The sequence below is a fragment of the Shewanella sp. P1-14-1 genome (assembly GCF_001401775.1).
Classification (GTDB): Bacteria; Pseudomonadota; Gammaproteobacteria; order Enterobacterales; family Shewanellaceae; genus Shewanella; species Shewanella japonica.
In genome coordinates this window covers 47154-68165 of record NZ_LKTL01000022.1, presented here as the reverse complement: position 1 = coordinate 68165, position 21012 = coordinate 47154, and the positions used below count along the sequence as shown (strand labels likewise).

Annotated in this window: 16 protein-coding genes; 7 read left to right on the top strand and 9 right to left on the bottom strand. The window is 40.0% G+C overall.

Annotated features, from left to right (window positions below; translation table 11 throughout):
• Nucleotides 1-10: 10 nt before the first annotated feature.
• The 4 genes from lspA to murJ form a co-directional block, all read right to left on the bottom strand.
• The gene (gene lspA, locus AN944_RS15945) at nt 11-508 is read right to left on the bottom strand and encodes a signal peptidase II (RefSeq protein ID WP_055025634.1); all 498 of its coding nucleotides are present in this window, start codon (nt 506-508) and stop codon (nt 11-13) included.
• 9 nt (nt 509-517) lie between these two features.
• Nucleotides 518-3340 (bottom strand): isoleucine--tRNA ligase, encoded by a 2823-nt coding sequence (gene ileS, locus AN944_RS15940; protein ID WP_055025633.1) that lies wholly within the window; start codon nt 3338-3340, stop codon nt 518-520.
• A gap of 32 nt (nt 3341-3372) precedes the next feature.
• Nucleotides 3373-4308 carry a bifunctional riboflavin kinase/FAD synthetase gene (ribF, locus tag AN944_RS15935; protein ID WP_055025632.1) on the bottom strand — a complete coding sequence of 312 codons (936 nt, stop codon included), beginning with the start codon at nt 4306-4308 and terminating at the stop codon, nt 3373-3375.
• Between the two features lie 64 nt (nt 4309-4372).
• Nucleotides 4373-5932 (bottom strand): murein biosynthesis integral membrane protein MurJ, encoded by a 1560-nt coding sequence (gene murJ, locus AN944_RS15930; RefSeq protein ID WP_055025631.1) that lies wholly within the window; start codon nt 5930-5932, stop codon nt 4373-4375.
• A gap of 254 nt (nt 5933-6186) precedes the next feature.
• On the opposite strand from murJ, the gene rpsT reads away from it, so the two are divergent.
• Nucleotides 6187-6453 (top strand): 30S ribosomal protein S20, encoded by a 267-nt coding sequence (rpsT, locus tag AN944_RS15925; RefSeq protein ID WP_055025630.1) that lies wholly within the window; start codon nt 6187-6189, stop codon nt 6451-6453.
• 380 nt (nt 6454-6833) lie between these two features.
• Here the strand turns inward: rpsT and AN944_RS15920 are convergent, their stop codons facing one another.
• The gene (locus AN944_RS15920) at nt 6834-7130 is read right to left on the bottom strand and encodes a metalloregulator ArsR/SmtB family transcription factor (RefSeq protein ID WP_055025629.1); all 297 of its coding nucleotides are present in this window, start codon (nt 7128-7130) and stop codon (nt 6834-6836) included.
• A 135-nt stretch (nt 7131-7265) separates the two neighbouring features.
• Between AN944_RS15920 and AN944_RS15915 the strand changes: the two genes are divergently transcribed.
• Nucleotides 7266-8699 carry a M28 family metallopeptidase gene (locus AN944_RS15915; protein WP_055025628.1) on the top strand — a complete coding sequence of 478 codons (1434 nt, stop codon included), beginning with the start codon at nt 7266-7268 and terminating at the stop codon, nt 8697-8699.
• A 117-nt stretch (nt 8700-8816) separates the two neighbouring features.
• Here the strand turns inward: AN944_RS15915 and yaaA are convergent, their stop codons facing one another.
• Nucleotides 8817-9593: a peroxide stress protein YaaA gene (gene yaaA / locus AN944_RS15910; RefSeq protein WP_055025627.1), complete on the bottom strand. Its 777-nt coding sequence runs from the start codon at nt 9591-9593 to the stop codon at nt 8817-8819.
• Nucleotides 9594-9758: 165 nt separating this feature from the next.
• Nucleotides 9759-11195 carry a sodium:alanine symporter family protein gene (locus AN944_RS15905; RefSeq protein WP_055025660.1) on the bottom strand — a complete coding sequence of 479 codons (1437 nt, stop codon included), beginning with the start codon at nt 11193-11195 and terminating at the stop codon, nt 9759-9761.
• A gap of 544 nt (nt 11196-11739) precedes the next feature.
• Between AN944_RS15905 and AN944_RS15900 the strand changes: the two genes are divergently transcribed.
• The 5 genes from AN944_RS15900 (at nt 11740) to AN944_RS15880 (ending at nt 18884) form a co-directional block, all read left to right on the top strand.
• Nucleotides 11740-14106, top strand: coding sequence for a phosphoketolase family protein (locus AN944_RS15900; protein WP_055025626.1), 2367 nt, complete (start codon nt 11740-11742; stop codon nt 14104-14106).
• Nucleotides 14107-14467: 361 nt separating this feature from the next.
• On the top strand, nt 14468-15577 hold the full coding sequence (locus AN944_RS15895) for an OmpA family protein (protein WP_055025625.1): 1110 nt from the start codon (nt 14468-14470) through the stop codon (nt 15575-15577).
• A 306-nt stretch (nt 15578-15883) separates the two neighbouring features.
• Entirely contained in the window at nt 15884-16837 is a 954-nt protein-coding gene (tal, locus tag AN944_RS15890) for a transaldolase (protein ID WP_055025624.1), read from the top strand.
• Between the two features lie 25 nt (nt 16838-16862).
• On the top strand, nt 16863-18500 hold the full coding sequence (gene pgi, locus AN944_RS15885; protein ID WP_055025623.1) for a glucose-6-phosphate isomerase: 1638 nt from the start codon (nt 16863-16865) through the stop codon (nt 18498-18500).
• A 198-nt stretch (nt 18501-18698) separates the two neighbouring features.
• Entirely contained in the window at nt 18699-18884 is a 186-nt protein-coding gene (locus AN944_RS15880) for a DUF3545 family protein (RefSeq protein ID WP_055025622.1), read from the top strand.
• A 90-nt stretch (nt 18885-18974) separates the two neighbouring features.
• On the opposite strand, the gene AN944_RS15875 is transcribed toward AN944_RS15880, so the two are convergent.
• Together AN944_RS15875 and thrC are read right to left on the bottom strand one after the other, a co-directional pair.
• Nucleotides 18975-19508 carry a hemerythrin domain-containing protein gene (locus tag AN944_RS15875; protein ID WP_055025659.1) on the bottom strand — a complete coding sequence of 178 codons (534 nt, stop codon included), beginning with the start codon at nt 19506-19508 and terminating at the stop codon, nt 18975-18977.
• Nucleotides 19509-19725: 217 nt separating this feature from the next.
• Nucleotides 19726-21009, bottom strand: coding sequence for a threonine synthase (gene thrC, locus AN944_RS15870; protein ID WP_055025621.1), 1284 nt, complete (start codon nt 21007-21009; stop codon nt 19726-19728).
• Nucleotides 21010-21012: the final 3 nt, after the last annotated feature.

Genomic DNA, 21012 nt, shown 5'->3' with positions numbered 1-21012 from the left:
GTAGCTCTCCCTAACTTCCTGTCGGTGGTACTTCAGGCTTGAATGATTCCCAAATGATCAATACCGCACCAATAAATATACCTGCGTCAGCAATGTTAAATGCAGGGTAATGACTTGTATTCCAGTAGAAATCGATAAAATCTACTACATAGCCATGCATTAAACGATCAACTAAATTGCCTATCGCCCCACCAATAATCAGCGTATAAGCTAAATTTGAACGCCAAAGTGATGAAGACTGTCTTCTTAACCAAACAGTTAGCAGCACACTAAAGCCAACGGCAATAATGGTAAATAACCAACGTTGCCAACCACCTGCTTCACTTAAAAAGCTAAATGCTGCTCCGTAGTTACGCACATAAGTAAAATTAAAAAAAGGTAAAAGCTGTATTGAATCATACAGCTCAAAATTCGCTAACACCCATTGCTTAGATAGCTGATCGGCAAAAAAAACCAATACAGCTACCCAATACCAACGAATGCCACTTTCTTTCCAAGTCGATGGCATTATAAACCCTTAAGCAAAATCACGATGTTCGCCATCGCCTTCGATGTTAGTAACACAACGACCACATAGTGTTGAATGTGACTCGTTAGAACCAACATCGTCACTGTAGTGCCAGCAACGTTCACACTTTTCAGCTTCACTTTTTGAAACCATTAATTTAAGCGAGCTAAGCTCAGTTTCAATTGCATCAGCAGAAGCATTGTCTAATAACTCAACTTTCGCTTTTGAAGTGAGTAAAACAAAGCGAAGTTCGTCTGATAACTTACCAAGTTGAGCAGCTAAATCAGCATCAGCAAACAGAGTCACTTCAGCTTCTAAAGAGCCACCAATTCGTTTATCACGACGAGCTTGTTCTAATACTTTATTGACTTCATTACGCACAGTCAGTAACTGCTGCCAGTATTCATCACTCAAGTCATCAGCTAAGGTCACTGACTCAAGCCCTTGGTACCATTCTTCAGTAAAGACAAATTCTGTGCGCTCACCTGGTAATAATTTCCAAATTTCATCAGCAGTGAAACTTAGTACAGGTGCAATCCAGCGTACCATCGCTTCGGCAATATGGTATAGCGCAGATTGACAACTACGACGAGCATGGCCATCTTGCTTAGCTGTGTATTGACGATCTTTAATAATGTCTAAATAGAAACTACCTAGCTCTACAGAACAGAACTGCATTAGCTTTTGTGTAACAGAGTGGAAATTATATTGATCGTAAGCTTCAATAATTTCATTTTGAAGTGCAGCTGCGCGGCGTACAACCCAACGATCTAGTGACACCATATCTTCTGTAGCAATCATGTCTGTTTCAGGGTTAAAGCCATTCAAGTTAGCCAACAAGAAGCGAGCAGTATTACGGATACGACGATATGAATCGGCACTGCGATTTAAGATTTCATCAGAAACCGTCATTTCACCACTATAATCGGTTGCTGCGACCCATAAACGAAGGATGTCTGCACCCAGTTTATTGATAACTTGTAAAGGAGCAATCACGTTACCCACTGATTTTGACATCTTGCGACCTTTACCATCAACGGTAAAGCCATGGGTTAATACTTGCTTATATGGCGCTTTGCCATTCATTGCAGTTGAAATCATCAATGAAGACATAAACCAACCACGGTGTTGATCACTACCTTCTAGATATAAATCAATTTCGTGACCATTAAATTCTGGACGAGATGCAACCACTGACGAGAATGTTGAGCCAGAGTCGTACCAAACATCTAGAGTATCAGTCACTTTACGGTATTGTTCAGCCTCATCACCGATTAATTCGCTTAGCTCAAGATCCCACCATGCCTGAATGCCTTCTTGCTCGATACGATGAGCAACGCGCTCCATGATAGAAACACTATCTGGGTGTAACTCTTCAGTTTCACGGTTAACCAGTAAAGTGATTGGCACACCCCAAGTACGTTGACGTGAGATACACCAGTCAGGGCGGTTTTCAACCATTTTTTCGATACGGCTTTGGCCCCAATCAGGGATCCATTGTGTTTTCTCAATTTCAGCTAACGCCTGAGGACGCAAGCCATGGTTATCCATCGAAATAAACCACTGTGGCGTAGCGCGGAAAATAATAGGTGTTTTATGACGCCAGCAATGTGGGTAACTATGACGGTAAGCAACATGGCATAATAACTGGCCTTTATCTTCCAGTAATTCAACCACACCTTTGTTTGCTTTAAACACGTGCTGGCCAGCAAAGAACTCTGTATCCGCTTTATAAACCCCGTTATCACCAACTGGATTTGCAACTTCTAAACCGTATTTTTGCCCAACCACGAAATCGTCTTGACCATGACCAGGTGCAGTATGAACGATACCAGTACCAGCATCAGTCGTAACATGATCGCCCAAAATAGCAGGCACATCGAAAGACGAAAAAGGATGCTGAAAACGCATCAACTCAAGCTCAGCACCTTTTGCAGTACCAATAACCTTATGGCTTTCAGCTTCGAAACGCGTTAAGCAAGACTCAACAAGTACTTCAGCCAAGATTAGAGTTTTAGTTGTGCCATTTTTAGTAAATTCAACCAAGCTGTAATCAAGATCAGGGCTTAATGATAATGCACGGTTTGCAGGTAGTGTCCAAGGTGTTGTTGTCCAGATAACTGCGGCAACTGGGGTCTTATAGCCTTCAACGCCAAATTTAGCGGCTACTGCTGCTGCATCAACAGCATTGAAAGCAACATCAATTGCCGGTGATGTTTTGTCTTCATATTCAACTTCAGCTTCGGCTAACGCAGAACCACAATCTGTACACCAGTGAACAGGTTTAACACCTTTATGTAAATGGCCACTTTCAATCACTTTTGACAAAGAGCGTACAATGTTAGCCTCGGTGCTGTAATCCATTGTTAGATAAGGGTTATGCCAATCACCTAAAACACCTAAACGAATAAAGTCATCACGTTGACCGTCTACTTGTTTAGCTGCATATTTACGACATTCTGCACGAAACTCAGCAGCAGAAATCTTTTGGCCAGGCTTACCAACCTTTTTCTCTACCATAAGTTCGATAGGCAGACCATGACAATCCCAGCCAGGAACGTATGGCGCATCAAAACCAGCCATTGTTTTTGACTTGATAATGATGTCTTTTAAAATTTTATTGACTGAGTGACCGATATGAATATTGCCATTCGCATATGGAGGGCCATCATGCAAAATAAATGGTTTGCGTCCAATTCGACTGTCACGAATTTTTTGATAAAGTTCGTTTTGAGTCCAACGGTTTAACATTTCTGGCTCACGATTAGCCAAGTTACCGCGCATCGGAAAATCTGTTTCCGGCAAATTCAACGTAGATTTATAGTCGGTCATTGATCCTATACCATTAATTGGGCTGATTTATTTCAACCTGCATCATTGCCAAACAAAGCTTTTGCTTCATTTGCATCATTCAAAATTTGTTTCTTTAGTGCCTCAAGTGACTCAAACGGATGTTCATCACGGATTTTAGCAACTAATTCAACTTCTACTCTTTTACTGTATAAATCACCATCGAAGTCAAATAAATGGACTTCTAATTGGCAAATTTGGCCGTCAACCGTCGGTCTAAAACCAACATTGGCAACGCCTTCATATATATCGCTATCATCCCAATACATTTTTACGGCAAACACACCTCTTACGGGTGACACCTTTCTCTTTAATGCAATATTGGCAGTCGGAAAACCTATGGTTCTACCCAACTTTTGCCCATGTGCCACTCTACCCGTTAGCACAAAGGGATGACCTAATAATCTTCTTGCTTGCTCTAAATTACCAAGAGCAAGTTGTTCTCTAACAGCTGTGGAACTCACGCGTATCGAACCTAAAATGAAGCTTTGGGTACTCACAACAGTGAACCCAAACTTTTTGCCAGCTTCAAGTAGCATATCAAAGGTGCCAGTACGATTCTTACCAAAACAAAAATCATCACCGACAACAAGGTATTTAACCCCTAGTTTTTTTACTAGCAAATCTTCAATAAATTGCTCAGCTGGCTGATTAGCAAAACGACTATTAAAATTGACGCACAATAAACGGTCAATACTTAATTCATCAAGCAGGCTAATCTTATCGCGAAGCAAACTGATTCTTGCTGGAGCATCTTGCTGACGAAATAACTCTTGAGGTTGTGGCTCAAACGTCATAACAACTGCGGGCAATTGAAAGTGCTTAGCTTTATTAACTAAGTTATTAAGAACTTGCGCATGGCCTCGATGCACACCATCAAAGTTACCAATAGTGAGCACGCACCCATGATGCGAAGGTAAAATATTGTGTATACCGCGGATTAATTCCATTACGCCAATTAACTGCAACTGTAAATCGGCTGATTATATACTAGATAGATTTGATTATCAGCACTCATGATTGACGTTTCATCTTCCAAGGTCTTAGCCCCATTATGACTAGGCTCAATAAATACACAACTGCACCAGAAACAATCAGTTTTATAAGAGTCAATATCTTCATCATCATGTCCATTGCAAGCCACTCACTTTGAACAGGTAGTGTATTTAACAACAATACTGTCATAAGCCCTGTCGCAATAATCACTTTGATGAAAAATATGACAGTTGATTTCGTTATTCTATAAACACCAGCAATGTGTAGCCCACGGTATAACAATACTGCATTTAACAATGCTGATAATGACGTTGCAATTGCAAGCCCAACATATCCAAATGGAATGGCAAAAATAATATTGAAAACCATATTGCTTACCATGGCAATAATGCCGAATTTAACCGGCGTTTTTGTATCTTGACGAGAGTAATAACCTGGTGCTAATACCTTAATCATCATAAAGCTTAATAAACCACAGCCATAGGCCACTAAACTATATGAGGCCATCTCAACATCATTGACTGAAAAAGCGCCGCGCATAAAGAGCACCATTAACATAGGCTGAGCCAATATGATAAGCCCAAGCATCGCGGGTGCGCCCAACAGCAAAATCGCTCTTACGCCCCAATCCATAGTCTCACTAAACCCTGTGCCTTTATCATCAACATGCTTTTTAGATAACGCAGGTAAAATCACAGTAGCAATGGCTATACCAAACAAACCAAGCGGAAACTCCAACAACCTGTCAGAGTAATAAAGCCAACTAATAGAGCCCGTCATTAAAAAAGACGCTATAAAGGTATCAAACAATAAGTTGATTTGAGACACCGATACCCCAAACAAAGCAGGGATCATTAATGTTCTAATTTTAACAACACCAGGATGTTGCCAACCCCAACTTGGTTTTACTAAAGCATTCTCTTTTAGTAAAAATGGCAACTGAAACAAAAATTGTACTAAACCACCAAAAAATACCCCCCATGCAAGAGCCAGTTCAGGTTGCTCCATTGTTGGCGCAAAATATAATGCAGCAACAATAATGGTGATGTTTAAAAAAACCGGGGTAAAAGCAGAAACGGCAAACTTGCCTCGGGTATTTAAAATCGATCCCGCTAAAGCTGTTAACGTAATAAACCATAAATAAGGAAAGGTAATTTTCAACATTAATGAAGCGAGTTCAAATTTGCCTGCATCAGGTCCATCATTTAACCAGTCATAAAACCAACCACCAGCAAACAATGCAGCTAATAAAGGCGAAGCAATAACACCGATTAAAGTCACAATACTGACAATGCCGCCTAAGGTACCAGCAACTTTAGCTAATAACTCACGAGTCTCTTCTGGTGTGTTTTTTTGCTGATATTCAGTTAATACAGGAACAAAAGCTTGAGCAAATGCACCTTCAGCAAACAGTCTACGTAAAAAGTTAGGTATTTTATTAGCAAAAATAAAGACATCAGCACTACTACCAGCCCCCATTAAATTCGCAATAACAACATCACGGATCAGGCCTAATACTCTTGATACCAAAGTCATCACACTGACTATTGCACCCGATTTTAATAACTTTTTACTCAAACAGCCTCCGAAGCAGCTTGCTATCGATATTTTAAACGTGGATATATCTCAAATTTTCCATTCTACTACTGTCTATGCGGTAGAAGAACTGTTAGAATGCGCCACATCTTACACGAGTTGGGTTGAAGATCACCGCGCAAGGTAGTTATATTTGTTTATTTGACGATATTTCTGCCATATTCATTGACAAAATGAATAAAAGCAGGCATATTCCTCGCCCTCAAAGTATTAATCCCAGTTTTAGGAGTTGCACCTTGGCTAATAGCAAGTCTGCAAAGAAGCGCGCGCTTCAATCTGAAAAACGTCGTCAGCATAACGCTAGTCGTCGTTCAATGTTACGTACATACGTTAAAAGAGTTATCGCTGCTATCCAAAGCGGTGACCACAAAGCGGCTACAGAAGCATTCGCAGCAGCACAACCGATTGTTGACCGTATGGCGACTAAAGGTCTTATTCACAAGAATAAAGCCGCTCGTCAAAAGGCACGTCTAAACACAAGAATCAAAGCACTTGCTGCTTAATCTCGTGATTTAGTTTTTAAAAAACCGACTTAGGTCGGTTTTTTTATATCTAAAATAAATGACTCACTCAACTTTGGCGCTATTTGAGCCTATCCCCCCCCCGATTACATCACTCTTAGCTCAAGCCTTCACTATTTTTAATACTTACATTCAGTGTAAACATATACAGCTAGGCTTATTGCAAGCTAATAAACAAAATTCAAGTCATGGCAACCCGTATTGACTGCTAACGATATCCAGCTAAAACTCCCTTCAAAAGTATTTACCGCAACAAAAAGCTTTCATGAGCCTTCTTGAAAGCAAAAAAAAACGTCTCAACAGCACTTACCTAAGTAAGTAACTGACTAAGACGCTTTTAGCACTGAGCAGATACTAAGCCATTAGTGGCAGTATAAGTTATCCAGTACTTTAATCAGCTCACGAACTTCATCACTTTTAAGTGAATAGAAAACAGTTTGAGCTTCTTTACGTGTACAAACGAGATTATCTTTTCTTAGCCAAGCTAAATGCTGCGATAATGCAGATTGGCTAAGGCCCAGTTTTTTGTTCATCTCACCAACGCACATTTCACCTTCATTAAGCAAATGACATAAAATAAACAATCGGCGTTCATTTGCTAGTGCTTTAAGCATTACTACAGCATGATCTGCACGCTGTTGCATTAATTCTATATTCATCACGCGCTTGGTTCTCCTCAATCATCTCCCTCGCTAATATAGCCTTCCCTAACAAATAGGGCAGCGACATGAAGCACACTTTTTGGTAGATTGTTTTTAAAAATGAGACTTAGCTAATAAAAATGAAGGAAACTCATGAAAAACTACAATAAGGCACTCTTTGCAGGAATGGTTTTTACTGCGTTGTCAGGATGTCAGAATCAAACTAATGATACCCAAGTAACTAAAATCGAGAAAACTAAAGACAATGCGGTTAGTCAACAACTCGTCCTAAAAGCTTTAGATTCATCTTTAGGTTATGAAATCGTTGAATCACTAACAGTCGAAGTGGGCCCTCGATTAGCTGGTTCTGAAAAAGATATTATTGCCGTTGAATGGGCGATGGATAAACTGAAAAGTTTAGGATTTGATAAAGTTTATAAAGAATCAGTTCAAGTCCCTGCGTGGTATAGAGGCAGTGCGAAAGCTTCAATCACAGCTCCCTATGAACAACCACTTGTTATCACTGCACTAGGAGGCAGTGTTTCAACGCCAGAAGAAGGCATACAAGCAAATATTGTACGCTTTGACACACTTGCCGATTTACAAGCGGCAGATCCTGAATTAGTCAAAGGTAAAATTGCATTTATCGACCATAAAACCGAGAGACATATTAGCGGTAAAGGCTACGGAAAATCGGTCGGAGGTCGTTCTAGAGGCGCTGTTGCTGCAGCAGAAAAAGGCGCTGTAGCTGTCGTTATTCGCTCAATTGGTACCGATCATGACCGCATGGCGCACACAGGTATGATGCGTTATAAAGATGGGGTGAAAAAAATTCCTGCCGCTGCGTTGTCAGCTCCAGATGCTGATATGATTAATTCAATGCTCAAGCGTGATGACAATATCACCCTTTCACTTAACTTAACGTCGAAAAATTTGGGTGTAGCAACCTCTTACAATGTCATTGCTGAAGTCACTGGTAGCAGTAAGCCAGAAGAAATTGTATTAATCGGGGCACATCTTGATTCATGGGATGAGGGGACTGGCGCCATTGACGATGGTGCTGGTGTCGCCATTGTTACTGCTGCAGCTAAACTTATCCAGGATTTACCACAAAAACCTGCAAGAACGATAAGAGTTGTATTATATGCAGCTGAAGAAGTTGGCCTTGTCGGCGGTAAAGCGTACGTTAAACAGCATAGTGATGAGCTGGAAAAACACTATATTGCAGCAGAGTCAGACTTCGGTGCAGGTAGAATTTATCAAATCGATTTTAACGTTAACCCAAACGTATTTGAGCAAGTTCAACTTGAACATCAATCAATGACTATCAATGGTGTAAAACTTGGTAATAACAAAGCGTCAGGCGGCCCGGATGTCTCTATGATGCCAGGTTTAGGTGTGCCAGTGGCATCATTAAGGCAAGATGGTACTGACTACTTTGATTATCATCACACCCCTAACGACACGTTGGATAAAATCGATCCAAAAGCGCTTGCCCAAAATGTCGCTGCTTATGCTCAATTTGCGTATATCATGGCGCAATCGGAACTTGATTTACGCCCTTTAGCCAAAAAAGAACCCAAATAGCCTTTTAGCAAAACTGTTAGGCAATAAAAAAGCAGCGAAATCGCTGCTTTTTTATTGTCTGTTCGTTTTTAAAAAAACGGTTAGCTAATCCAACAGTAAAAGCTTGATACTCAACCTCTAAACACGCTCTTCACGTAAGAATACAGGCGCTGCAGGCGTTGATAATTCTTCGCTGTAATAATAACCATCAACATCAAATTGTTGTAACTCTGCTAACGATTTAATGTCATTTTCAATAATATACCTTGCCATCAAACCGCGCGCTTTTTTGGCATAAAAACTAATCACTTTATATTGACCATTTTTACAGTCTTTAAATGCTGGGGTAATCAATGTTGCATTCAGCTTTTTAGGTTTTACCGCTCTAAAGTATTCGTTCGAAGCCAAATTGACAATGATATCGTCTTCTTGCTCAGCAACAGCCTGATTAATTTCATCGGTGATCACATCCCCCCAAAAAGCATACAAGTTTTTACCTTTAGGGTTAGCTAAACTCGTGCCCATTTCGAGGCGATAAGCTTGCATCAAATCAAGTGGCTTAAGTAAGCCATACAAACCTGACAAAATCCGCAAATGTTGTTGTGCTTTACTCACTTCTTTTTCAGACATTGAGTCAGCATCTAGCCCTGTATAAACGTCGCCACGAAAAGCAAACATCGCTTGCTTGGCATTGTCTAGGGTGAAGTTAGGTTGCCACTCGATGAACCTAGCTGCGTTTAAACCTGCAATTTTATCGCTAACTTTCATCAGCGAAGCAATATCTATAGGAGTCAACTCACGACACACATTAATTAATTGTTGGCTATGATCTAACAACGTCGGTTGTGTAAAAGACGCTGTGTTAGCCTTGGTTTCGAAGTCGAGAGTTTTTGCTGGAGAAACTAATACTAACATCGTTAACTATCCTATTAAGCCGTAAAGTACATTCTTTCAATTTACCTCTATGATACTGGGCTAAATAAAAAAAACCATGCAATAAATGCATGGTTTTTTAGATTGCGCTAATAGAGTTTAAAAATCCCTAGCGAGGGTCAACTCTGTAGCCAATAACAAAGATGCCTATTTTGATGACTCAGCAGGCTTATTCTTCCAAATGCCGTCTTCTAACTGCTCTGCAAGCTCAGGGAACTTATCAGTATCAAACATCGGCTCTTCACCAGCTTTAATCTGTTGACGATAGTCATTAATCACACGAACAGCTAAACCTGATAATAATAGCAGTGCAATCATATTCACCAATGCCATTAAGCCCATCGACACGTCCGCTAAGTTCCAAACAATATTGATTTTTGCAACGGCGCCAAACATTACCATGCCAAGCACAACTAATCTAAAGATTGGTAATGCACCTTTCTTATTGCCAGATAAGAACATGACGTTAGTTTCAGCGTAAGAATAGTTAGCGATAATTGATGTAAAGCAAAACAGTAAAATAGCAAAAGCAATAAATGCTCCACCCCAGTCACCAACATGCGATGACAGAGCGTTAATGGTTTTAGCAATACCATCGCCACTCCCAGCTGCATCACCTGACAATAAAATAATTGCCGCTGTGGCAGTACAAATAACGATAGTATCAACGAATACCCCCATCATTTGCACAAAGCCTTGCGATGCAGGGTGGTTAGGATTTGGCGATGCGCTTGCCGCAATATTTGCAGCACTACCCATACCAGCTTCATTCGAGAATAAGCCGCGCGCAATACCTGCTTGCATAGCTTGTGCAACACTATAAGCAACACCACCAGCTGCGGCTTCTTGCCAACCAAACGCACTGTTAATCACCAACATAAATACTGCAGGTAGTTGTTCGACATTCATCAATACAACTACTAATGCAATGGCGATGTAAGCTAATGCCATAACAGGTACAACAATCTCAGAAACTTTAGCGACTTTTTTAAGGCCCCCCATAATCACTAAACCGCTTAATACAGCAATTGCCACACCCACATAAATCGGGTTCAAATCAAATACAGCAGTCATTGCACCAGTAATTGTATTAGCTTGTACTGCATTAAACACTAAACCAAAACAGATTATCAGTAGGATTGAGAATAGAATTCCCATCCAACGTTGACCAAGTCCTTTCTCCATATAGTAAGAAGGACCACCGCGGTACTGACCGTCGACATCTTTTACTTTATAAACTTGCGCAAGCGTTGACTCAATCATTGCGGTTGCCATACCTAGCATCGCAATTGCCCACATCCAGAAAACTGCGCCGGGACCAGCTGCACCAATTGCGACAGCAACACCTGCCATATTACCGGCGCCGACACGGGCCGCCATACTGGTACAGAAAACTTGGAAAGAAGATAAACCATTGCGACCTGGACGGCGGCTAATGGATAAAATTTTGAGACCATGCGCAAAATGCGTAATTTGGATGAAGCCTAAGCGTACAGTAAAAAATAAACCTGCGCCTACTAGCCCATAAACTAACAATTTACCCCAGAGTAAATCGTTCATGAAATTCACAATCGTTTCTAACATTGCCATTTGCTTAAATTATTCCTTCGAATAACTTTATTTTGTAAAAAGTTGGCTTGTGATTAAGCATCAAAACAAACGCTTCGGACAAAATAAAATTATCGTATTATTTTAATAAGAGCACTCAAGTTCAATTCAGCAGGTATTTCATTTGCTTATCACATTGAATTTCAGTGAGCGAAATATTAGTTATTTATTATTTAGGATTTGATCGAGTTAACTTTACTTTTTTTAGGCACGAATGCCTAGCAAACTTTCTCAATTCTTATCGCTGATTTTTCGGTGCAAAAAATTAGCATAGAAGATCTGAACCAGCAGGTGATCAAGATCACACTTATCTAATTAGCAGCCTTTAGCTGCATCTCAAATAACAATCCTACGCCCTTCACACCCATAAGCTTTAACACAAAACCAACTTTAACCCATTTTAATTATAAAAATATTTAATAAAAAGTTAGACAAAGACCACATTATTGCAACCAAAATAAGAATACAGTGTTCTCATTAAGAATCAAATCAACTTAAATCTTAAAATACTGAGGTCACTATGACACAAGCAAATGAAATCACTTCGCTGAAAAAATTTGTTAGAGCAACGAACTTCCTTGCCACATCTCAAATCTACCTAAAACAAAATGTATTGTTCAAAAGAGCATTACAGCATGATGATATTAAGCCAAGACTGCTCGGCCATTGGGGCACTTGCCCAGGTATTAACTTCGTATACGCCAACGTCAATCGCCTCATTGTTAAACATCAAAGAGATTTCATCTACTTAGTTGGCCCAGGTCATGGCTTCCCTGCTGTACAAGCTAACCTTTTTGTAGAAGGCTCATTAAGCCATTTTTATCCAGAAACCATTCCTTATAATGAATCTGGCATTGAAGATATCTGTAAAAAATTCTCAGCAGCTTATGGCTACCCTTCTCATGCTAACCCAGAAGCACCAGGTCAAATCCTTGAAGGCGGTGAGTTAGGTTACTCGCTCTCTGTCGCATGGGGCTCAGTGCTTGATAATCCAAATCTTATTGCAGCATGCTTAGTCGGTGATGGTGAGTCAGAAACAGGTCCATTAGCTGCATCTTGGTATGCTAACCGACTTGTAGATCCTGCAACCAATGGCGCAGTACTTCCTATTGTTCATATCAACGGTTACAAGATCTCTGGTCCGACTCGCATGGGACGTATGGATCACGAAGAACTTGATCTTGAGTTTCGTGGCTTAGGTTATCACCCAATTATTGTCGATGATGAGCTTGAAGAAGATGTTTTTGTGCAAATGGCAAATGCAATGGATCTGTCTTATGAAATGATCAATGACATTCAAACTCGCGCAAGAAATGGCGAAGACGTCTGCAAACCACGTTGGCCTGTTATTTTAATGCGAACAGCGAAAGGCTGGACTGGCACTGCAGAACACGGTGGTAAAAAGCTTGAAGGTAACTGTGAGTCGCATCAAGTCATCGTTAATAAATGCGCAACGGATCCAAGCCATCTTAAAGCATTGAATGACTGGCTAGAGAGTTATAAGTTCGATGAGTTATGTGACATCAATGCTGATGGACAAATTAGCTTCGATAAAGATATTCAATCGCTTATACCACCTAAGCACTTATGTTGCGGTAGACAGCATCTAAGTTACGGCGGAGAAGTTGTACGTGCTCTAGCGCAACCTGACTTAAAACAATTGAGCTATGGGCCAGAAACACCACGAGGCACTCGAGGTGTATCTATGTACAAAATGGGTGAATGGATGCGTGATGCGTTCAAATTAAACCGTGATCAACGTAATTTACGTATCTTCAGCCCTGATGAAACCTACTCAAACCAACTTCAAGCTGTATTTGAAGAAACAGACCGTGCTTGGCAATGGCCAATTAAGAGCTGGGATCAAGATATGGCAAGAGACGGTCGTGTCATCGAATTACTGTCAGAAAACTTGTTATTCGGCATGATGCACGGTTATACCGTAACAGGTCGCCATGCAATGTTCCCAACCTATGAAGCCTTCTCACAAGTTGTGTCTTCAATGGCAGATCAATACTGTAAATATGTTTATGCAAGCCAAGGGGTTCATTTCCGCAAACCTGTACCTTCTTGTAATGTTGTGTTGTCTTCTTTATTAGAACGTCAAGACCATAATGGCTACTCTCATCAGAACCCATCCTTCTTAGGGGCAATGTTAGAGAAACACCCTGATATTATTTCAGCATACTTACCTGCAGATGGTAACTCGACTCTGACGTACACCGAGCGCGCTTATGAAGATCGCGATAAGTTAAACATCTTAGTTGCAGGTAAAAAAGAACTACCACAATGGCTATCGTTAGATGAAGCACGTAAGCAAACTCAAGACGGTGTCATGGTTTGGGATTTTGCATCGGATGAGAATCCAGATGTGGTTCTCGCTGGCTGCGGGGATTATGTCACTCAGGAATGTATGGCATCTTTAGTACTTATCCGTGAGCTATTACCTCGAGTTCGCATTCGTTTTGTCAGTGTAACTGAACTCAATAGTAATGGTTTAGGTAGTCGAGACTTCCAAGCTAAACCTTGGATGATGGATGAAATATTTACTGAAGATAAAGGCGTGGTATTTAACTACCATGGTTACCCAAATACCATCAAGAAACTTGTATTTGATTATAAAGGTAGTCGCCGCTTTAGAATCAAAGGCTACGAAGAAGAAGGTTCTACTACGACACCATTTGACATGGGTGTCCGTAATGGCACCTCACGTTATCATTTAGTGATAGATATGGCTTACAAGCTATTCCAACAAGGTGTAATTGATGAAACACAGCACGTCGCCATCACAACCGATATGTTACAACGCTTAGTTGAGCACCGTAACTACATCAAAGCAAATGGTGTAGACCCTCAAGAAATTGAAAACTGGGTGTGGACTCGATAACGGTTAGTAGATAACGATAACTCGACTAGGATATAAAGCGCCATTTGGCGCTTTATATCTTCAAACTTTATTTACCTCACCTCAAATGCGTCACTTCGGGCAAACTACACAATTGTTAAAAAGCACACCTCGCTTGCAACATTCTTACGAACTCCCTCCCCTTAAAACAGCCCAAAAAGCAAAGATTGTTAAATTAATACCAACATTGTTCTTTATTACTATGGAAAACCATTGAAATTACGACGATAATTAGCACGCTGACAAAAACATAATAGGAACACCACATAAGCGTCAGCGACACTTGTATTAAACAAATCATTTACATGTGTTTTGGTGGAGTAAAATAACAATGGACTTATACATGATGAAGAACACATTAAAAGTAGTATTACTCACCTCATTGTTACCTTTTGCTGCTTCAGCAGAGCAAGAGTTAACACCGTGGTATGTTGGTGGTGGTCTTGGTGTTAATAATTACGAACCAAACTGCGATCAAAAAACAATGAAAGTATGTGGTGAAGACGACCCTTATGCATGGGATGTTTTCGGTGGTTACTTATTCAATGATTACTTTGGTGTTGAACTCGGTTACCGTGATTTAGGTCGCGCAGAATGGACTGACTACAGCAACAAACGTAATGATGTTGGCGCTAGAGGCATGGCGTTAGGCTTAGTCGGTTTTTATCCATTTGCTGATAAGTGGAGTTTATCGGCTGAAGCTGGTGCGATGAATTACCTTATCTCAAACAAGAAAAACTATAATACTGAATATTATAGTGACAGTGGTATAGCACCATACATAGGTGCAGGTATTGGATATAACTTTACTGAAAACTTAAAGTTACAAGCTAAATATCGCCGCTACGAAAACTTAGATGACGATAAATACAATACCCTTGATATGGAAAGTAATTACTGGGGTCTTGAATTAAGCTATCGTTTCGGTGTAGATAAACCCGCTCCAGCGCCAGTCGTTGCACCGGTTGTTGCTGCACCAATTGATTCTGATAACGATGGCGTGACAGACGATATGGATAAATGTCCAGACACCCCATCGACTCACAAAGTAGATGCCCAAGGTTGTACTATTTATGAAGATGCACCTATTTCATCTCGTATGGAAGGTGTTTATTTTGATAATGATTCTGCAGTATTAAAACCTGAATCATACACTCGTCTAGAAAAAGGCGCTAAATACTTAAAAGATAATCCGCACACAACTGCAGTGATTGAAGGTCATGCATCGTTAGTAGGTAATGCTGATTATAATATGGATTTATCTGAGCGCCGTGCACAAGCTGTTGTTGACGCTTTAGTTGAAAAATACGGCATTGACGCAAGTCGATTAAAAGCCGTTGGTTTTGGTGAAGACAATCCAATTATGGAAGGAACATCACCTGAAGCTAACAAACAAAACCGTCGTATTGATGCAGTAGTAAGTGGTGCAGAGAAACGCCCTGTACTAAAATAAGTACCCAAGCTTAATTAGCCCAAATAAAAGTCGCTGCTTGCAGCGACTTTTTAATTTTGAAAGAAAAGTGACATATTTAAAAACCACAGCAGCAAAGGGATGTTATCGGTAACAATTATTTTTCATCATTATTTTTTACCTAAATAGCTAATAAATCAGGTATTAAATAACAAGATTTCATGTCTAGTTGCTCAAAAATTACTTTTTTATGTAATTTTTTTACAAATACAGTTGGAAAATACAGTAAAATCGCTTCTAATAACCGCATTCAACAAAACAACTTTGTTACTTGAGAGGGAAATTTCCATGGCGAACACGTTAGCTCAACTTAAAGCACTGACAACTATTGTTGCAGACACTGGCGACATCGAAGCAATCAAACGTTACCAACCTGAAGATGCGACAACAAACCCTTCTCTGATCTTAAAAGCAGCTCAGATCCCTGAGTACGCACCACTAATTGATGATGCAATTAATTGGGCTAAAGCTCAGTCAAATGATGTAGCGCAACAAGTAGAAGACGCAGGCGATAAATTAGCAGTTAATATCGGCGTTGAAATTCTTAAAATTGTCCCAGGCCGTATTTCGACAGAAGTTGATGCTCGCCTTTCATTTGATAAAAAAGGTTCAATTGAAAAAGCACATAAGTTAATCAAGCTTTATAAAGAAGCTGGTATCGATAAATCTCGTATTCTGATTAAACTTGCATCAACGTGGGAAGGTATTTGCGCAGCAAAACAACTTGAGCAAGAAGGCATCAACTGTAACTTAACTTTACTATTCAGTTTCGCTCAAGCACGTGCATGTGCTGAAGCCGGTGTTTACTTAATCTCACCTTTCGTTGGTCGTATTTTAGATTGGTATAAAAAAGACACAGGTCAAGATTACACTGCTGAGACCGATCCAGGTGTTGTATCAGTAACCGACATTTACAATTACTACAAGCGTCATGGGTATAATACCGTTGTTATGGGCGCAAGCTTCCGTAACATTGGCGAGATCATCGAACTTGCTGGTTGTGACCGCTTAACCATTGGGCCTGCATTACTTGAAGAGCTTGCTAATAGCGATGCAGCTATCACACAAAAGTTAGCACCAGCTACGTCAGTTGAAGCAGCACCAACCCCACTTACTGAAGAACAATTCCGCTGGGAATATAATCAAGATCCAATGGCTGTAGATAAATTAGCAGAAGGCATTCGTAACTTTGCCATTGATCAAGGGAAACTTGAAGTCATGTTAAACGAGAAGCTAGGCTAATTAATTAATCAATGGAGTGATTTGCATGACCCATTTAACTCAGAGTAATACCTGGCAGCAGTTAATTCAAAATGCATCTGTATTGCCTCATATGCGCGAACTTTTTGCTCAAAATTCACAAAGGTTTGAGCAACTCAGTGTTAAGGACTGTGGTTTATTACTAGATTATTCTAAAAACCGCATTAATGATGAAACCTTATCTTTGCTGTTCAAGTTAGCTAAAGAAGCTAACCTAAGCGATAAGATTGCAGCCATGTTTAATGGCGACATTATTAATAACACAGAAGGCCGTGCAGTACTTCATACGGCACTTCGCAGTAAGCCTGAACAGGTAATAATGGCTGAAGGCAAGAATATCGTACCTGAAGTACAGCAGACACTGGCTAAAATGCAGCAGTTTGTTGAATCAGTGCAAGATGGCCACTGGAAGGGTTATACCGGTAAAACCATTACTGATATTGTCAGCATTGGTATTGGCGGCTCCTTTTTAGGTCCAAAAATTGTCTCTCAAGCATTACGCCCGTACTGGGTTAAAGGTCTTAATTGTCATTTTGTTGCCAATGTTGATGCCACCTCTATCTGTGAAAAGTTAAAAGGTTTAGATGCAGAAACAACCCTGTTTGTTATGTCATCTAAATCATTTGGCACTCAAGAAACCTTAACCAACACGCTTAGCGCTAAAGATTGGTTCTTGGCGAATGGTGGCTCGCAGACTGATGTTGCAAAACACTTTGTTGCAGTGACTTCAAACGTCGATAAAGCCACAGAATTCGGTATTGACGCTGAAAACATTTTCCCTATGTGGGACTGGGTTGGCGGTCGTTATTCATTATGGTCAGCAATTGGCTTACCCATTGCCTTGCTAGTCGGCTTCGACAACTTTACACAGTTACTAGACGGTGCTCATCAGATGGATACACATTTTGCTCATACACCACTTGAGCAAAATATGCCTGTCATTATGGGCATGCTATCAGTGTTATATGGCAACTTCCATGATGCGCAGTCTCATGTGGTATTAACCTATGACCATTACCTGCGTGGTTTACCGGCTTACTTCCAGCAACTTGATATGGAAAGTAATGGTAAATCAGTCATGCTAGATGGTACTCAAGTTGACTTTAGTACTGGTCCGGTAATTTGGGGCGGTGAAGGCACCAATGGTCAACATGCTTATCACCAATTACTGCATCAAGGCACTGCACTCATTCCTGCTGACTTTATTATGCCGCTTCAAAGCCATAATCCGTTAGGTGAACATCATAACCAACTTGCTTCTAACTGCTTTGGACAAACCCAAGCATTAATGCAAGGGCGCACGTATGATGAGGCATACGCTGAGCTTGCAGATAAAGATATGCCAGAAGCAGAAAAAAGCCTTATTTCACAGCACAAAGTCATGTCAGGCAATAAGCCTAGCAACACATTATTAATGGATAAGCTAACCCCTACCACTTTAGGTGCTTTAATCGCACTTTATGAGCATAGAACCTTTGTTCAAGGTGCTATTTGGCAAATTAACTCTTTTGATCAATGGGGAGTTGAACTTGGTAAGGTACTTGGAAATGACGTTCTTGATAGGATTGGAGCTGAAAAAGACGCTTCAGAGCTAGATTGTTCGAGTAATGCATTAATTAATTTATATCGACAAGGTCAGATATAAACCCTAAAAAAGCCAGCATAAGCTGGCTTTTTTATTCCCTCTTATTTCTTCACATAGCACAAGTCACTAAATTAGCCAGTAAAGCTTCATTAAATTGTCAGCCCGCATTAACAAAAATGAAACAAAGCTATTGCACAATAGCGATGAAATATGATACTTATTTGCATAGAGACATCATAATAACAAGGGAGGTTTACCATGGATCGTTTAGACTATGGTGGTGCGCTAGACCAAGTTGTTGAAAGACCAACTCGCTCAAAAAGCTCAAACAAAAAACGTAAATGGCGGGAGATAGAAGCGTTAAAGGACAAACAGCGTCTACTCAAAGAACTTCAAGACATTGATACAAGTTTTGATTTTGATTTTGAAACAATGCCATTATAAGCATTAAAACTAATTGAATAGTTATTCATAAATCAAAAAATAAAAAGAGCGCATATAGCGCTCTTTTTTTTGTTTCATTTAGTTAACATTTCAAACTAAGCCTATATGCGCTTTTAAATCTTCAAAGATACTTTCATCATTGTCACTAAATAAAGGATCATCCACTAATTGCTTTTCACATTGAGATTTAATCGTATCCCAGTCCTGTGCGGTGAGTTGTTTTGCAAATAAAGGAAACAATTCACTTTCTTCGTAGTGCATATGGCTGCGCTGAATATCGACATAAGCTTGCAAATCTGTCACTAACTTTTCACGAGAAATAACCACATCAGATAGAATAAGATTCAAGCTATACATTAATGCACCCGAATACTCAGCAAGCTTTGTGTGTTCTTCGTGTAGTTGAGTATTACAGGGGCTAGAAAATTGTTTAACAAAGTAATTGTAAGTGATGTCTTCTAAAGGGTGATGACTATGCTCAGCATAGACTTGCATATATTCGACAACATCTCTGATCAACGAAAAGTTAACCGCTTCACCTTGGGAAAGTTTGTGATTTTTTTTAGCTAATACATCAAGTAAAACTGCAATATGCTTATGATCATTCATTAGCCTTTTCAATATCATTTTATCCATAACCACAATTCCTTCATGTATATAGATTAATCACACTTCGAGTATTTACAATCTACACTAGTGGTTGAATTCTTGTTATGACGAAGATCATAAAATAAATGATTGTAATAACCCCCTTTAAAAGCAATGAAAAAGCATATTCCTGAGCAATTTTTACCATAAAAAAAGCACCTTTACGGTGCTTTATAGCTTTAAACCCTACTCGTTAATTTAAGGTTTTAAATAAGTGTGCTTTTAATTGCTCAAAGTCAGGCGCTAATTCCGCTGACAATATAGGTTTATTAACCACCGCCTCAAGTTCTACAGGTAAAGGAAGGTTAATATGTAATTGCTCATCCACAACATCCTTAAACTTAGCAGGGTGAGCTGTGCCTAAAAATATGCCTGTTTCGTTAGCCTCAAGCTCATCTGTCAAAGCTTGAGCCGCAATCGCAGCGTGTGGCTCTGATTGGTAACCTAATTGGTATAAGTCACTTAACGCTTTGGTGGTTTGCAATTCCGTTAACGCTACGCCTGTTATCGATGATAATGGCCATCCCATTGTTTCGCATATTGCTTCAACTCTTGGCCAATTTGATGGTTCAGAAACATCCATAGCATTAGACATCGTCGCAACAGTCGCATTTGGTGCCCAATCACCAGCTGATAAATAACGAGGAACGGTATCATTTGAATTAGTTGCAGCGATAAAGCGCTTGATAGGTAAGCCCATCGCTTTTGCAAATAACCCAGCAGTTAAATTACCAAAATTACCACTAGGTACTGACACTACAATCTCGTTGTTACCTTTTTGCTTTGCTTGTGCAACCGCTTCAAAGTAATAACAAATCTGTGCTAATAAACGACTGATGTTAATTGAATTAGCCGAGTTTAAATGTAGCCCATCACGAACATCACTATCATCAAATGCTTGTTTTACCAAGGTTTGACAGGCATCAAAATCAGCAGTTACCGCAACAGTATGAATATTGCGCCCCAATGTAGTGAACATTTTTTCTTGTAGCTCACTGATTTTGCCTTTTGGGTACATCACCACAACTTGTACGGCATCTAAGCCATAAAAAGCATCAGCCACTGCCGCGCCGGTATCTCCAGAAGTCGCCGTTAAAATCGTTAACTTTTTATCACCAGCAAGTAAATTAACGCACTGGGCCATAAAGCGTGCACCAAAATCCTTAAATGCTAAGGTTGGTCCATGAAACAATTCTAAACAAGCGCGCTTATCATCAGCAGCAACTAACGGCGCATCAAAAGTAAATGCATTCTCAACTAACTTATCAACACTTGCTTGACCAATTTCATCAGCGAGCCAAGCGCCCAGCACTTTCTTACTTCGCTCAGCAAAAGGAAGCTGTAGCAGCTCATCAATATTCGATATTGTTGGTATTGATTTAGGGAAAAACAACCCTCTATCCTTTCCAAGTCCAAGTTGTACCGCTTCACTGAAACTGACCACTTGAGAAGGATGTTTTAAATTATATAATTCCATTTT

What these genes read in the sequence shown, in the direction of transcription:
- AN944_RS15905 (WP_055025660.1), bottom strand. Translation starts at nt 11,195, where the DNA reads ATGTTAGAAACGATTGTGAATTTCATGAACGATTTACTCTGGGGTAAA.
- AN944_RS15880 (WP_055025622.1), top strand. Translation starts at nt 18,699, where the DNA reads ATGGATCGTTTAGACTATGGTGGTGCGCTAGACCAAGTTGTTGAAAGA.
- AN944_RS15920 (WP_055025629.1), bottom strand. Translation starts at nt 7,130, where the DNA reads ATGAATATAGAATTAATGCAACAGCGTGCAGATCATGCTGTAGTAATG.
- yaaA (WP_055025627.1), bottom strand. Translation starts at nt 9,593, where the DNA reads ATGTTAGTATTAGTTTCTCCAGCAAAAACTCTCGACTTCGAAACCAAG.
- ribF (WP_055025632.1), bottom strand. Translation starts at nt 4,308, where the DNA reads ATGGAATTAATCCGCGGTATACACAATATTTTACCTTCGCATCATGGG.
- pgi (WP_055025623.1), top strand. Translation starts at nt 16,863, where the DNA reads ATGACCCATTTAACTCAGAGTAATACCTGGCAGCAGTTAATTCAAAAT.
- lspA (WP_055025634.1), bottom strand. Translation starts at nt 508, where the DNA reads ATGCCATCGACTTGGAAAGAAAGTGGCATTCGTTGGTATTGGGTAGCT.
- AN944_RS15895 (WP_055025625.1), top strand. Translation starts at nt 14,468, where the DNA reads ATGATGAAGAACACATTAAAAGTAGTATTACTCACCTCATTGTTACCT.
- thrC (WP_055025621.1), bottom strand. Translation starts at nt 21,009, where the DNA reads ATGGAATTATATAATTTAAAACATCCTTCTCAAGTGGTCAGTTTCAGT.
- AN944_RS15900 (WP_055025626.1), top strand. Translation starts at nt 11,740, where the DNA reads ATGACACAAGCAAATGAAATCACTTCGCTGAAAAAATTTGTTAGAGCA.
- AN944_RS15915 (WP_055025628.1), top strand. Translation starts at nt 7,266, where the DNA reads ATGAAAAACTACAATAAGGCACTCTTTGCAGGAATGGTTTTTACTGCG.
- tal (WP_055025624.1), top strand. Translation starts at nt 15,884, where the DNA reads ATGGCGAACACGTTAGCTCAACTTAAAGCACTGACAACTATTGTTGCA.
- ileS (WP_055025633.1), bottom strand. Translation starts at nt 3,340, where the DNA reads ATGACCGACTATAAATCTACGTTGAATTTGCCGGAAACAGATTTTCCG.